Source organism: Marinobacter sp. UBA2688 (assembly GCF_002352785.1).
Classification (GTDB): domain Bacteria; phylum Pseudomonadota; class Gammaproteobacteria; order Pseudomonadales; family Oleiphilaceae; genus Marinobacter; species Marinobacter salarius.
Window position 1 is genome coordinate 172955 of sequence record NZ_DELU01000024.1, and the last position, 15293, is coordinate 188247.

Sequence of the window (15293 nt, forward strand, 5' to 3'; positions counted from 1 at the left end):
CAGCACCATCTTTCGATTACAACGGGTGACATGAACACCCCATCAGGGAACAACAGGTACAAGGGACGTCATGACCAAGGAACTCCACAACGAACTCTATCAGATAACGTTTGCCGGGCGGATTCTCGAAGGATTCGACGACGCAGAAGTCAGGGAAAATGTACAAGCCCTGTTTCGGATCTCCGACGAACGTACTGCAAGCCTTTTCAGCGGTGCCACCAAGACACTCAAGTCCGGTCTCAGTCACGCGGACGCCCTGGTTTACCAGGAGCGACTGACAAAAGCTGGTGCCGAAGTGCAAATTGCGAAACAGCCCGCCGCTGCAGTAAACCCCAAATTGGAAACCGCCGGCGCCCAACCGCCAGCGTCGTCAGACGACGAGCCAGCAACGGCCACCCCGACCGGTCCACAACGGGAGACACCGCTGGAGTTCACCGGCAACGGCCGCGAGTATTTCGGAATCTGGATCGTCAACATCCTGCTGACCATTGTCACCCTTGGCATTTATTCGGCCTGGGCCACGGTGCGTAACAATCAATACTTCTACGGCAACACCAAACTCGATGGAGCCAGTTTCCAGTACCTGGCCAGCCCGATCACTATCCTCAAAGGTCGATTGATTGCCCTGGCTGTCCTGGTTGTCTACGTGGTGCTTTCCGAGATGTATGTTGAAGCTGCCGTGGTCTTTGCCATCGCATTTATCCCCCTCGTACCCTGGATCATGGTGCGCTCGCTGCGGTTCAATGCCGTCAACAGTGCCTACCGCAACATCCGCTTCGACTTTCAGGGCCGCTATGGCCAGGCTTTCATGGTGGCGTTTGTGTGGCCATTGCTGAACATGCTGACCCTGTTGCTGCTTACCCCACTGGTGATGAAGAAAACCCACGAATTCATCGCTAACGGCAGCCGATACGGCACCACCGAGTTCGCGCTCAAAGCCGATACCGGATCCTACTACCGTTTCTTCGGAAAAGGCCTGCTGATCGCCATTGCCTTCGGTGTTGCGGCGTTCCTCGCCATGCGCTATGTCGGCTTTACCGTCGGGTCGATCATTGCCGGTGCTGGCTACCTGACACTGTTCGGCTATTTCATGGCGGGCATTTCAAACCTCTTCCTCAATGCCGTCCACCTCGACCGTCACGGCTTTGAATCCCGCCTGCAACCGCTGCAAATGGTGTGGATTTACCTGTCCAACAGTTTCTTCGTAGTCCTCACCCTTGGCCTTTTCACCCCCTGGGCCAAGGTGCGCATGGCAAGGTATCGGGCTTCCTGCACGGCCATGATGGTCAGCGGTGACCTGAACCACTTCGTTGCAGCCGAGCAGAACCGCACCAGCGCGTTGGGACAGGAACTGGGAGATGCCTTCGATGTCGACTTCGCCGCCATCTGAAGTCACGATCGAAGGCCAGTTCTATTCAGGTAATGACTCCAGCCGGCGGGGCGCAGTATTGCGCTCCGCCGCTGGCGTGATCATCGTTGATGCGGGAGACACCCGACTGCGCCTCGCGCACGACGATGTGACCATATCACCACGGATTGGCAACGCCCCCCGCTACCTCCACCTGCCTGACGATGGGGTCTTTGAAACCGAAGACAACGCCGCGGTGGATCAGCTTAGCCGGCAATCCCGGCGGGGGCGTGGCAATCGGCTGCTGCACGCGCTGGAGAATCACCTGGGGCTGATTCTGGTTGCGGTCGTCGTCACGATTGCGACCACCGGCGCTGCGTTTGTCTGGGGCGTGCCCTGGGCGGCCCAGGCCGTGGCCAATGCACTCCCGAACAGTATAGCGGAGCAGGTTGGCGACTCCACACTCACCACGCTGGACAGCACTTGGCTTGAACCTTCTTCGCTTTCAGAGGAACGCCAACAGGCGTTGCAGGCCCATTTCGAGCCTTTCCTGATGCCAGTGGCGGGCAAAGACCTGAGAGTGATTTTCCGCTCGTCTCCCGCCATCGGCACCAACGCCATGGCATTGCCGGACGGCACGATGATCTTCACGGACGATCTGGTGAACCTCGCCGAAGATGATAACGAACTGACCGCTATCCTCGCCCATGAAATCGGCCATGTCGCCCATAACCATGGCATGAAAGGCATGGTGCAATCGTCACTGACTTTCTGGCTGATCGTGATGATGACCGGTGACCTGTCTGCGTTTTCCGACGCAACCGTAGTGGTTCCGGCGGTCATGATGAGCCTGTCCTACTCCCGTGACATGGAACGGGAGGCCGACGCCTATGCCCTGAAAGCAATGACGGACCACGACCTGGACCCGACCCACTTCGTTACCATCATGGAGCGCCTGATGGCTGCTCATGGCGAGGACCGTTCCTCAGAGGCCGAGGAAGGCACTAGCCGGTGGGACAGCCTTCGCGACATGCTGTCGAGCCACCCGGAAACGGGCGAGCGCATCGAACGCTTTAAACAGACGCCCTGATCGGTATAGTAGCGATACGTTCATCACAGGGAGCACACACGATGCCATCCAGACCCACCAGGCCGGTTGCGGCCTCTGCCATCGACAAACATGTCTACAAGGTTTTTCCCAATGACATGAACGCACATCAGACGGTGTTCGGGGGCATGATTATGGCCAAGTGCGACCGTCTGGCCCTGGTGGTGGCGGAACGACACTCCGGCCATGTCTGCGTCACGGCAGCGGTGGACTCCATTCACTTCCGCGCGCCCGCCAAGGGCAACGATACCCTGCTGTTCAGCCTTGCCCTGAACCGCAGCTGGGGGTCATCCATGGAAATCGGAGCTCGGGTGGAAGCGGAAAACAGCTACACCGGAGAGTCCCGACATATCCTTTCCGCATTTTTCACTTTCGTGGCGCTGGACGAGAACGACAATCCCGTGGACGTGCCTGCGGTAGAGCCGGAAACCGACGACGAGAAACGCCGCTTCAACAACGCCGAAATCCGTCGGGAAGGTCGCCTGGAAACCCGCAAGAAGCTGAGTGAACGCCACTAAGGAATTCCACTCCCTATCCCCATGGCCCTTACCCCCTTAAACGACAAAAGCCCTGCCGGAATCCCGGCAGGGCTTTTTTTGTGGCAGGTCCCGGGCAAGCCCGGGAACAACACCCGAACCGTTATTTAGAACTGGTTCATGGTGTTGTCTTTACCGCCAGCCTTCAGAGCTGCGTCACCCGCGAAGAACTCTTTGTGGTCATCACCGATGTTGGAACCGGCCATGTCCTGGTGCTTCACAGTCGCGATACCCTGACGGATTTCCTTACGCTGAACGCCTGCAACGTAGGCCAGCATGCCTTCGTCACCGAAGTAGCCCTTGGCCAGGTTGTCGGTAGACAGAGCAGCCGTGTGGTAAGTCGGCAGAGTGATCAGGTGGTGGAAGATGCCGGCTTCACGTGACCCGTCACGCTGGAAGTTGGCAGTCCACTCGTCGGCCAGCTTGCCAAGGTCGGTTTCGTCGTACTTGGCATTCATCAGGTCGGCGCGCTCGTAGGCAGATACGTCCTTGCCTTCTTCTTTCCACGCGTCGAATACCTGCTGACGGAAGTTCAGAGTCCAGTTGAAGGACGGGCTGTTGTTGTAAACCAGCTTGGCATCGGGAACCACTTCTTTGATGCGGTTAACCATGGCAGCGATCTGGCCAACGTGGGGCTTCTCGGTTTCGATCCACAGCAGGTCAGCACCGTTCTGCAGGCTGGTGATACAGTCCAGAACCACACGGTCTTCGCCAGTGCCAGGCTTGAACTGGAACAGGCCAGATGCCAGACGCTTGGGACGAACCAGCTGACCTTTCTGCTTGATCACAACGTCGCCGTTGTTGATGTCTTCAGCCTTCTCGATTACTTCACCGTCGATGAAGCTGTTGTACTGGTCGCCCAGGTCGCCCGGCTCTTCAGTCACAGCGATCTTCTGGGTCAGGCCAGCGCCCAGGGAGTCAGTACGGGCAACGATCACACCGTCGTCCACACCCAGTTCAAGGAAAGCCAGACGTACAGCGTTGATCTTGGACAGGAAGTCGGCGTGAGGAACGGTCACTTTGCCGTCCTGGTGGCCACACTGCTTCTCGTCGGACACCTGGTTCTCGATCTGGATACAGCAAGCGCCTGCTTCGATCATCTGCTTGGCCAGCAGGTACGTTGCTTCGGCGTTACCGAAACCAGCGTCGATGTCGGCGATGATCGGCACAACGTGAGTTTCGTGATTGTCGATCTGCTTGATCAGCTCGTCAGCCTTGGCGTTGTCGCCAGCGTTCTGAGCTTCTTCCAGGGCGCGGAACAGGTGGTTCAGTTCCCAGGCATCCGCCTGACGCAGGAAGGTGTACAGTTCTTCGATCAGACCAGATACAGCGGTCTTCTCGTGCATGGACTGGTCAGGCAGCGGGCCAAACTCGGAGCGCAGGGCCGCAACCATCCAGCCAGACAGGTACAGGTAACGACGCTTGGTGGTACCGAAGTGCTTCTTGATGGACAGCAGCTTCTGCTGACCGATGAAGCCATGCCAGCAACCCAGGGACTGGGTGTACTGAGCCGTGTCCTTGTCGTAGTTCGCCATGTCTTCGCGCATGATTTTCGCGGTGAACTTGGCGATGTCCAGACCAGTCTTGAATTTGTTCTGGGCGCGCATGCGGGCCGCGTGCTCGGGCTTGATGGCGTTCCAGGTCGGGTTTTGCTTCAGCAGGGAAGCGATGGCGTCAACGTCTTTTGCGTATGGCATGGTCTCAGTCCTGTTTCTAAGGTTTGAGGTGCTCTTTTATGAAGCATAAAAGCGACTTCAGCGAGCCAGCGTCCGTTCAAAAAATAACCAGACCGCTGACATTGAGGGTTACTTTAGTGGCTTTGATTTTATAATTGAAATTTATATTATCTATATTCGGCATTTTTTGTATGAATGAAGACATCTTCCCTCACGCATTGCAAAGAACAACGAGCCGATCAGCGCTATTCAGGTCAAGATACTCGTCCCGTGGCGGGCTCAGCGCCAGATGCCGCCCCAACGAGTCGGGCTGCGCGCGCCATATGCCCAGCGCCACTTCTCCTTCCGCAGCGACCGTTTTCTCCAGTACCTGAAAATCCGCGCTGGCAGGCAAAGGATAGTTCTGGGGATCCCGGAACTGCACCTCAGCACCGCCCACCGTAAACAGCTCATCCAGCACCACCCTCAGCTCCCGCCGCAGGGCGACCTGAGCAAGCACGTGACTGATGATCATTGGGCTGATCAGCATTTCACTCTGGTGGCCCATTAACAGATTTCGATTGTCCGGGTCGCTCAGTTCCATGATCAGTTGCGGGCGCCTATCACCCTCACTCAACAGGTCTTCCAGTTGCAGGTAACCCACCATGGCACGGGCGTCAGCTTCCTCGCCGGACGCCAGACGATCACTGCTCAACAACATAATGGAGTCATAGTTGAGCGGCCCAACCCGCCTCAACTCGCCTTCCACCATGTAATCCGCTTCGATATGGCGGCAGATCACGTCCCGCTGCCCCCCCAGGTAACGGTCAATTTCCTGTTCCCGCTCCTTGGCAGGCACTACCGAAACGAGATCCACCTCGAACCGCCATTGGCTGTAGCTGGAAAACTCATCGATCAGGCTTGGCACCCGGCGATTCCATCCCAGCACAAGAATCCGGTGAACCCCGCCTGAAAGCGAGACAGCCCGGCTTGCGGGTTCACCTCGAGTGATAACCGGCAGCGGCGGCACCTTCGAATCCGACTCGGTTTCGGTGTAGTCCCTGGCCATCATGACAACCCGGTCCCCGGCCTCAATCACCGTGTCTGACGACGCCGGCATCCTCACCATCCAGGCCTTGCCCGACCGCTTCAGAATACCCAGCACAATTGCCTGGGGCCGCAGAGAGGCCAATTCTCCGAGGGACAGTCCCGCCAGGGCATCGCCACCCCGGATGTAGATTTCGCAACCCTCACCGGCGGTCAGAAGTTCGTTGTAAATTTCCGACAACCCCGGATGGAGGATGTTCTGCACCATTAGCCGGCTTATGGTGGCATCGCCGGCAACCACCTCCACCTCTCCGGGATAGGCGCGCTCAATCACCGGGAGCTTGCGCACATCCTGTATCTCGGCAATGACAAAGGGCAGTGATGCCCCCAGGTGTCGTGCCTGAGCAGCAATGGACAGCAACGCCTTCACGGTCTCCACGTCCGATGTCACCAGGCTGCCCGCCTGATGGGAGGCACTGGGCACTATGACAGCCGCGGCATCCAGGCAGGCTACCCTCTGCAAGGCATCCGGCTGAATGGCAGCGCCGGCACGGAGGATGATCTGGCGAGACTTGCGCCCGATACCGGGCTCGTCGCGCAACTCATGCACCTGGGCCGCCGAGGCATGCTCGGAAAGCACCACCAGGCGTAAGCGGTTGGTTTCACGTTTTTCCAGGAAACGGCGCATGCGCCCTGATGACCCCAACAACTCGCCCAGCAGCGGTAAGGTCTGGCTGGTCCAGCCCAGAACTACGATGTGGTTTCGCAGGGTAACCGGGGTCAGCCCCCGCTCCAGGTCGGTCATCTTGGCGATCAACCAGCGCGTCAGGATCGCCACCAGCGTGCCCATGAAAACCACATAACCGCTGACGGTGAGAATGGTGGACACAAACCGCTGCCAGTTACCCACATCGTCTCCGAGATAGCCCGGGTCCGTCAGCCGCAAAAAAGCCCACCAGATGGCATCGCCGACATCTTCAAAAGGCGTTCCAAGGGGGATCACCAGCAGCCCGCCAACAAGCGAAATGATGCCTATAAAGACACCCACCACTAACAACTGAAAGCCCGCACCTTTTACGAGTTGGCGCTCAACGATGAACTTCACGCGGTCAACAAAACGAAAGGGGATCATGATCGTCCTTCTGGCAAGATGGGGAATGTCGGTAGCATAGCGCAGAACGTATGGAATAAAACCGGAGCGGTGCCTTATAGCACGCTCGTTCACGAACAATTGACTGGCTACGCAATCCGCAGCATCGTATAGATGTCTATCAAGTTCTCCAACGCGGCCCTGAGCGGCTGCAAGACTGGCCGGTTTTTCATGTCCCATGCGCCGATCACATTGTCACTTGCTGTCATCCCGCTGATGACGGGCTGCTCCCTGCTGGCACCAACACCGGAACCGGCGCCACCACAAACCCACTATCATGCCCCCGTGGTCGAGGCCGTATCCGGCACGGCGGTTTCCATACCGCAACTGGCCGAGCGACTTGCGGAACAGGATGTGGTCATGATTGGCGAATATCACGGCCACCAGGGCGCTCACCTGCTCCAATCCCGCCTGCAGGCTCATCTGTACCAGCATCGCCCTGAACAGTTGTTATCCATGGAACAGTTCGAGGTGGACCGGCAGCCGGTGCTGGACCGCTACCTGGCCGGCGACATTGGCGAAATGGAACTGGTCGAGGATGCCGGCGCCTGGCCTATCTACCAATACGCCTACAGACCGCTGGTGGAATTTGCTCGTCGCCAGGGCCTGCCGGTCATCGCCGCAAACGCTCCGGGTGATATCGTTCGCTGCGTGGGACGCGAGGGGCCCGAGTATCTGGCGGACCTGAACGCAGCTCGGAAACGCCACATCCCAGACGCGCCCTTCGCAGGCAGCGCAGCCTACCGGGAAAAATTCTTTGGCACCATGGGCGGCCGGCATGGCACCGCCGACAATGAGCGACTGCAGAACACTTATCACGCCCAGTTGCTGCGGGACAACACCATGGCAAGCCGGATACTGGCCGCAAGGGAACGCCACCCCGAGCACCAGGTCATTCACCTGACGGGCACCTTTCACAGCGAGGAGCGCCTGGGCACGGTAGAGGCCCTTTTGCAGCGAAACCCCGAGCTGTCTGTAGCGGTTATAAGCCCGGTTTTTATGGAAGCACAGCCCGACGGCGACGAACTACCGCTCACCGGTAACCAAAACAAGGGCGACTATCTCTACTTCCTGCTACCGCTGCCCCCGGAGTACCGGGACGAAGCACGGGGACACGAATCGATGATGGATGCATTCCGGAAGGTGCCAGAAACAACCTGCGACTAAGCCTCACCAGCCTTGGCGAAAGCCGCCCCCATGGCGCGGGAAAAAACCGCCTCGTCCGCTGCGCTGAAAAGCACGAAGCGCACATACCTAACCCTTCCCAGACGCGGCAATACCTGCCTGACCGTCGCCATGGCAACCTCTGCAGCCCCTTCCACCGGGTAACCGAAAGCCCCTGCCGAAATGGCGGGAAACGCTATGGATTCAATTGCTTTACTGTCTGCCAACTCAAGGGCATTGCGATAGCATTCCGCCAGCCAGTGATCGGAAGGTTCATCCACACCGTAAACGGGCCCCAGGCAGTGGACGACGTACTGGTTTGGCAGGTTATGCGCCCCTGAAATCACCGCCTCACCCGGGCGGATCGGCGCCATGGGCCGGCACTCTTCAGCCAGCCCTGGCCCTGCCGCCGCATGGAGCGCGCCTGCGACACCGCCCCCGGACATCAATTGGGCATTGGCGGCATTAACGACTGCTTCCAGATCATCCTGGCGGGTGATGTCGCCACGAACGCATTCCACAGTTTTTCCGTTCAGTTCAACCTGTGCCATGGAAACCTCCCGGCCATTGCCTCAGCGTCGCCGCTTCAGCGAGCGGTTGATAATAACGGTTTCCGGCTCGCCGTGACCTGCGATGGCAGCCAGCGCCCGGTCCAGCGTTGCCTCGGCAATGGCTTCGTGTTTTTGGGGTAACGAGTGAACCTTGACCGGCAGGAAATCCAGCAGCCGGTCATCTCCGAAGGTAGCCATTCTGAGGGACTGCGGCAAGCCTCCCGGCTGCTCCAGCAGCACGTCGAGCACCCCTTGCAAGAGGGTGTACGAGGCGGTAATCAACGCATCCGGAAGCCCCTGATCCGCCAGCACCAGCTGCATCAGTCGGGCGCCGGAGGCTCGGTCATAGTGTTCACCACTGTAGACCGCCCATTGTCCACTGCGACTCCGAGCCACCGCCTCAAAGCCCTCGCGGCGCTCCCGTGTCATTGCCAGCGCCGGCACCGCATCAAGCCAGACCACCGACCCGGTGCCCGGCTCCAGCACTGAACGGGCCAGTGTGGCTGCGCCCTTGCGATTGTCGCTGACCACGCAACTGATCACACCCGGTGATTGCGATCGGTCCACCGCGATCACCGGCAGGTCTTCCTCCTGCAACTCTTGGTAGAAGGGGTCATTCGGTGGCAGGGCACTCGCAACGATCAGGGCATCGCATCGCCTTGCCTTGAGAGAACGTGCCAGCTCGCGCTCGGTATCCGGGTCATCTCCGGAGCCGGCAATCAGCAATTGATAGCCCCGGGCACGGGCACCCTGCTCCAGCAATTTGGCCAGGCGGGCGTAACTGGCGTTCTCCAGGTCCGGCAGGATAAACCCCAGGGTGCGGCTGGCCCCACCACGCAGCGACGCGGCTTGCGGGTCTATCTGGAAGTGGTTGTCCCGCGCAACCGCCATCACCTTTTCGATAGTCGCCGGCTTGATCCGGCGGGCCGGCCCCTGGCCATTGATCACGTAGCTGGCGGTGGTGCGGGACACCCCCGCCAGGCGGGCAAGTTCTGCAAGGGTCATGGGGCCGAGTCCTCCTGGGCACAGATTGCTTGATTTCTGATCATATCTGTTTCATGATTCATTCTATGTTTGCTGACACGATTCAGCAACCTAGATTTTACTGGTATTCACAACAACAAGGCGAGGCTCCCCACATGCTGACGCTAACAGCCAATGATATCCGCCTGGGCTGCACTGCAACCGACTGGCGGGATGCCCTGAACCAGGCCAGCCAGGAACTGCAGGATGCAGGCCGGACCACTCCCGACTACCACGCGGGCATGCTGGCCAGGGAGCAACAGTCCTCCACCGTCCTTGGCAACGGCATTGCCATCCCCCACGGCACACCGGAAAGCCGCGAGGCGGTCACCAGCACCGGCATCCGCGTGCTGCAGTTTCCCGGCGGCGTTACCTGGCATGACAACGCCACTGTGCATGTGTTGGTCGCCATTGCGGCCCAGTCGGATGAGCATCTGGATATCCTGCGCCACCTGACCCGCGTACTGGACAAACCCGGCCTGTCGCAGAAACTGGCCGAGGCCGATGACACCGAGGCGCTGGTATCCCTATTGTCGAAGGAGCCAGTGATGCCAAAATGCGACGCTCAGACCCTTTGCCTGGGTGTTAACACCCGGACCACCAGCGAACTGGCCATCAGCGCTGCTGCCCGACTACAGGGGTTGAGCTGTGTCGACGCCAGCTTTATGAAAGAAATTGTCAGCCAGCCACCCGTGGGGCTGGGCCAGGGGTTTTGGCTGGTTCACCACAGCGTTGGCAGTATCCGACCTGCGCTGGCACTGGCAACCCCCAAAGAACCCCGTGACGACCTCGCCGGCGTTTTCTGCCTGGCGGGCCCTGGCGACGACTGCCGCGAATTGCTGGAACGTATCGATAATTTCCTGGCCCAGAACATCCCCCTGGAAAGCCAGTCCGTGGATGCTGTACTTTCCCGGCTTTCCGGTGAGCAGGCCAATGCGGTCAGCGACCGGGTGCGCCTGCTGAATACCCATGGCCTACACGCCCGGCCCGCCAAACAACTGGTACAGGAAGCCCGTCAGCACAAGGCAGACATTCGCATCCGCCTGGAGGACGGCGATGGCAATTCGGTATCGGCGACCAGTCTCACCCGGATCATCGGCCTCGGTGCCCGCAGGGGGCAAACCCTGATCATATCCGCAACCGGCAACGATGCGGAACAGGCGGTAGAAGCCGTTTGCCAGGCCATCAATGACGGGCTCGGAGAAACCATCTCCCCGCTTCGACAACAACAGAGCCAGCCGGCGCCTGCCGAGCCGGAACCCGAACCTCTGGCCGATGACGAACCGCTGAAAGCGGTCGCCGCCTCACCGGGCCTGGCTCTGGCACCCGCCTTCGTCATGCGCCAGCCGACATTGGACTACCCCGCCACCGCCAGCGATGCCGGTGAACAGACCAGCCGACTGGGCCGGGCCATCGACGAGGCCGACGGACAACTGCGCACGCTGATTCGCCAGGCCGAAGGCGGTGAGGCAGCACCGATTCTGTCGGTGCATGTGGAAATGCTCCAGGATGACGATCTCTACCAGGCCGCCCTGGAAGCCATCAACGAAGGCGCGTCTGCCGAAGCCGGCTGGTGGCTCGCCATTGATACCGCCGCGCGTGCCCAGGAAGCACTGGCAGACCGGCTTCTGGCCGAACGGGCGGCAGATTTGCGGGATGTTGGCCGGCGCGTGCTGGCCAACCTCTGCGGGGTGGCCATGCCGACACCGCCGGACGAACCCTATGTACTGGTGGCGGACGACCTGGGCCCTTCCGATGTGGCAAGGCTGGACACCCAACGCGTTCGCGGCCTGATCACGGCCCGTGGTGGCGCCACATCCCACAGCGCCATCTTGGCTCGGGCGCTGGGGCTCCCAGCCGTGGTCGGGGCTGGTGACCGTATCCTGACCATCAGCAACGGAACGAACCTGGTGGTCGACGGCGAACGCGGCTGCCTGGTGCCCAATCCCAGCGCCGAGCGCCGCGACCGCATTGACCGTCGCCTGGACCAACTCACCCGCCTGCAGGCGGACGCCCACGAGTGCCGGAACGAGCCAGCCACCACCACCGATGGCCACACCATCGACGTATGCGCCAACCTTGGCAACACCGCCCACACCCCGGATGCTGTCGACCGGGGCGCCGATGGCATTGGCCTGCTGCGTACCGAATTCATTTTCATGGAGCATCCGGACGCGCCTGACCTGGACACCCAGGTGAAGGAATATCGCCATGCCTTCGACGCCCTCAACGGCCTGCCACTGGTCGCACGCACCCTCGATGTGGGTGGTGACAAGCCCCTGGATTACTGGCCCCTTCCCCACGAGGACAACCCCTTCCTTGGGCTGCGCGGTATTCGCCTGTCGCTGACCCGACCGGAAATCCTCGAAACCCAGGTGCGCGCGCTGCTGACGGCTGCCGACAACCGCCCACTGCGAATCATGTTTCCCATGGTCAAGGACCTGGAAGAGTTTCGCGCGGCCAAGGCCATCGTCGAACGGGTCCGCGCCGAGATTCCCTGCCAGGGCCTGCAGGTGGGCGTGATGATTGAAGTGCCCTCCTGTGCCCTGTTGGCCCACACCCTGGCACCGGAAGTGGATTTCTTCTCGGTAGGCACCAATGACCTCACCCAGTACACCCTGGCTATCGACCGTGGCCACGGCCAGCTTTCGGCCGAGTCCGACGGGTTGCACCCCTCGGTACTGCAACTGATCCGCATGACCGTCGAAGCCGCCCATGCTCACCAACGCTGGGTGGGTATCTGTGGCGAGCTGGCCTCCGACCCACAGGCTATTCCGGTACTGCTGGGCCTGGATGTGGACGAGCTGTCGGTGACCAGCCGGCGAGTGCCACTGGTCAAAGCCTGTATCCGCGGGCTTAGCCGCGAACACGCCCGTGAACAGGCGAAACTGGCGCTGGGCAAGGCCACCGCAGCCGAAGTGCGCGACGCCCTGGAGACACTGTAATGGCCCGGGTACTCACCATCACCCTGAACCCGGCGCTGGACCTAAATGCCGAGACCGACTCAATCCGGCTGGGTAACGTGAACCGCTCTCGGTCCACACGTCTGGAGGCTGCCGGCAAAGGCATTAACCTGGGCCGTGTGCTGTCACGCCTCGGCCATACCGTGACCGTGTCCGGACTGCTGGGAGACATCAACGCCGCGCCCTTCGACCGCCTGTTCTCGTCTGACATCCTGGCAGACCACTTTGTCCGCATCCCCGGGCAGAATCGCATCAACGTGAAAATTGCCGAGGGCGATGGTCGTGTGACCGATCTGAACGGGCCCGGATTTGACGTACCCGCGGATGCCCTGGACCGATTAAAGGCACGCCTGGGTAACTTGAAGAACAGGTTCGATGCCGTTGCCATTGCTGGCAGCCTGCCCGGCGGCTTTCCGCCCGAGGCACTGGCGGAACTGGTCACCCTGGCTCGCGAAGCAGACATCCCGGTGTGGCTGGATACCAGCGGCGCAGGCCTCACAGCCGGGCTTAAGGCGCTGCCAGACGGCATCAAGCCCAATACGGAAGAGCTGGCCGAATGGGCCGGGCACCCTTTGGAGAGCCTGGACGCCATCGCCGAGGCAGGCCGCTCACTTCAGGCCACCGGCATCGCCAATGTGGTGATTTCCATGGGCGAGAAAGGCGTGCTCTGGCTGTCGCCGAAGGGCAACTGGCAAGCGTTGCCACCGCCCGTGACCGCCACGAGCACGGTCTGCGCCGGCGACACTTTGCTGGCCGGAATGATTCACGGCTTGCTCGAACGTCATCACCCGGAACAGGTGCTGTCAACCGCCACCGCGCTGTCGGCCGAGTGCGTTCGACACATTGGCGTTGGCGATCCAATGGCCGACGACTTTATCCAACTGATTCAGCAAACCCGCGTCACTCTCTTTACCCCCTGGCCCGGGCACAACAACAATGGGGAGATGCCATCATGAAACTGATCATTGTAACCGCCTGCCCTCAGGGCGTGGCCACCAGCTTCCTGGCGGCCCGGGCCCTGGAAAGGGCCGCGCAGCAAAAGGGCTGGGAAGCCAGAACAGACATTCGCAGCCCGCAGCAACCACTGTCGTCCCTGCCCGAGGATGTCATCGCCTCGGCGGACCTGGTCGTTGCCGCAACAGGAACACCAACGGACCTGAACGCCTACGCCGGCAAACGCCTCTATCAGGTCCCGGTAACGGCCGCCCTGCCCGATCCCGCGTCGATTCTGGACCAGGCCGAAAAGCAGGCCGAGCCCTATCAACCAACAGAGGCTTCACAGCCCGAGCCTGCCACCTCAGGTAACGCAGGCAAACGCATTGTCGCCGTCACCGCCTGCCCCACCGGTGTCGCCCACACTTTTATGGCGGCAGAAGCCCTGACCGCCGCCGCGACCGCGGCTGGCCATCAGATCCGCGTGGAAACCCAGGGCTCCGTGGGTGCCCAGGATCCGCTGACCGCCGAGGAAATCGAGGCGGCGGATCTGGTGATCCTGGCCTGTGATATCGAAGTCGACCCCAGCCGTTTTGCCGGCAAGCGGCTTTGGCGCACGTCCACCGGCAGCGCCCTGAAAAAACCGGGGCCCACCATTGATGACGCCATGACCAATGCCTCTGTCGAGGAAGGCCAGAAAAAAGCGACCTCAGGAGGTGGTGGCGAGAAACGCGGCCCCTACAAGCATTTGCTGACGGGCGTATCCTTCATGCTGCCCATGGTGGTAGCCGGCGGCCTGCTGATCGCCCTGTCATTCGTGTTCGGCATTGACGCGTTTGAAGAGGAGGGCACCCTGGCAGCCGCGTTGATGCAGATCGGCGGCGGCACCGCCTTCCAGTTGATGATTCCCCTGTTGGCCGGCTATATCGCCTGGTCCATCGCCGACCGGCCGGGCCTGGCGCCGGGAATGATTGGCGGCTACCTGGCCAGCACCCTTGGCGCAGGCTTCCTGGGCGGCATCATCGCGGGCTTCCTGGCGGGCTACGTCGCCCGTTTCATCAGCCAGAAGCTGCCAATGCCCGAGAGCATCGAATCCCTCAAACCCATCCTTATCATTCCGTTGCTGGCCAGCCTGGTCACCGGCCTGGCCATGATCTACGTGATCGGCGAACCCGCCGCCGCCCTGATGGATGGGCTGACCAACTTCCTGGAAGGGATGGGCACCACCAACGCCATCCTGCTGGGCGGTATTCTCGGAGCCATGATGTGCTTTGACCTGGGCGGTCCGGTGAACAAGGCCGCCTATACCTTCGGTGTCGGTTTACTCTCGGAAGGCAGTGGTGGTTCGGCCCCCATGGCGGCGATCATGGCCGCGGGCATGGTGCCCGCCATCGGCATGGGTGTGGCGAGCTTTATTGCCCGCGCCAAGTTTGCAGAGGCCGAACGGCAGGCCGGGCGGGCCTCCTTCGTACTGGGGCTGTGCTTTATCTCCGAAGGTGCGATCCCCTTCATGGCCAAAGACCCACTGCGCGTGATTCCGGTGTGCATGGTAGGGGGCGCCATCACGGGCGCCCTGTCCATGCTGTTCACTGTCAAGCTCATGGCACCCCATGGCGGTCTGTTCGTGCTCGCCATTCCCAACGCGGTAAGCACAGTACTGCCCTATGTGGCCGCCATTGCCATCGGTTCGCTGATAATCGGGTTTGGCTACGCCATGATCAAGACCGGCAAGGCCGAGGTGGCAACCGCCTCCTCTTAGCAGACCTCCCCTCCGGGGGCGCTTGACGCCCCCGGTATTTGCGGCGATGGTATCCG

At 60.8% G+C, this 15293-nt stretch carries 11 protein-coding genes; 7 read left to right on the forward strand and 4 right to left on the reverse strand.

Going from position 1 to position 15293, the window contains the following annotated elements:
- The first annotated feature begins 70 nt into the window (after positions 1-70).
- From B3M52_RS13950 to B3M52_RS13960, 3 genes are read left to right on the forward strand one after another with little or no spacing between them, the layout of a single operon-like run.
- Positions 71-1390 (forward strand): YjgN family protein, encoded by a 1320-nt coding sequence (locus B3M52_RS13950; protein ID WP_041332546.1) that lies wholly within the window; start codon positions 71-73, stop codon positions 1388-1390.
- Positions 1368-2438 (forward strand): M48 family metallopeptidase, encoded by a 1071-nt coding sequence (locus B3M52_RS13955; RefSeq protein WP_226909978.1) that lies wholly within the window; start codon positions 1368-1370, stop codon positions 2436-2438. Before B3M52_RS13950 ends, B3M52_RS13955 begins: the two co-directional genes overlap by 23 nt.
- A 41-nt stretch (positions 2439-2479) precedes the next feature.
- A complete protein-coding gene (locus B3M52_RS13960; protein ID WP_036210582.1) occupies positions 2480-2974 on the forward strand; it encodes an acyl-CoA thioesterase in 495 nt (164 codons plus the stop codon).
- Between the two features lie 125 nt (positions 2975-3099).
- Here B3M52_RS13960 and B3M52_RS13965 read toward each other — a convergent pair whose 3' ends face one another.
- Positions 3100-4689: an isocitrate lyase gene (locus B3M52_RS13965; protein ID WP_007154178.1), complete on the reverse strand. Its 1590-nt coding sequence runs from the start codon at positions 4687-4689 to the stop codon at positions 3100-3102.
- Between the two features lie 190 nt (positions 4690-4879).
- Positions 4880-6826 (reverse strand): CASTOR/POLLUX-related putative ion channel, encoded by a 1947-nt coding sequence (locus B3M52_RS13970; RefSeq protein WP_075194253.1) that lies wholly within the window; start codon positions 6824-6826, stop codon positions 4880-4882.
- 132 nt (positions 6827-6958) lie between these two features.
- On the opposite strand from B3M52_RS13970, the gene B3M52_RS13975 reads away from it, so the two are divergent.
- Positions 6959-8011 carry a ChaN family lipoprotein gene (locus tag B3M52_RS13975; protein WP_226909979.1) on the forward strand — a complete coding sequence of 351 codons (1053 nt, stop codon included), beginning with the start codon at positions 6959-6961 and terminating at the stop codon, positions 8009-8011.
- Here B3M52_RS13975 and B3M52_RS13980 read toward each other — a convergent pair.
- Complete coding sequence (locus B3M52_RS13980; RefSeq protein WP_075194252.1) at positions 8008-8559, reverse strand: macro domain-containing protein; 552 nt, start codon at positions 8557-8559, stop codon at positions 8008-8010. The two genes, B3M52_RS13975 and B3M52_RS13980, sit on opposite strands and share 4 nt — an antisense overlap.
- A 21-nt stretch (positions 8560-8580) precedes the next feature.
- Positions 8581-9564, reverse strand: coding sequence for a catabolite repressor/activator (gene cra / locus B3M52_RS13985; protein WP_075194251.1), 984 nt, complete (start codon positions 9562-9564; stop codon positions 8581-8583).
- A gap of 134 nt (positions 9565-9698) precedes the next feature.
- On the opposite strand from cra, the gene ptsP reads away from it, so the two are divergent.
- From ptsP to B3M52_RS14000, 3 genes are read left to right on the forward strand one after another with little or no spacing between them, the layout of a single operon-like run.
- Positions 9699-12527: a phosphoenolpyruvate--protein phosphotransferase gene (gene ptsP / locus B3M52_RS13990; RefSeq protein ID WP_075194250.1), complete on the forward strand. Its 2829-nt coding sequence runs from the start codon at positions 9699-9701 to the stop codon at positions 12525-12527.
- Entirely contained in the window at positions 12527-13501 is a 975-nt protein-coding gene (gene pfkB / locus B3M52_RS13995) for a 1-phosphofructokinase (RefSeq protein WP_075194249.1), read from the forward strand. Before ptsP ends, pfkB begins: the two co-directional genes overlap by 1 nt.
- Positions 13498-15237 carry a PTS fructose-like transporter subunit IIB gene (locus B3M52_RS14000; protein WP_075194248.1) on the forward strand — a complete coding sequence of 580 codons (1740 nt, stop codon included), beginning with the start codon at positions 13498-13500 and terminating at the stop codon, positions 15235-15237. Before pfkB ends, B3M52_RS14000 begins: the two co-directional genes overlap by 4 nt.
- Positions 15238-15293: the final 56 nt, after the last annotated feature.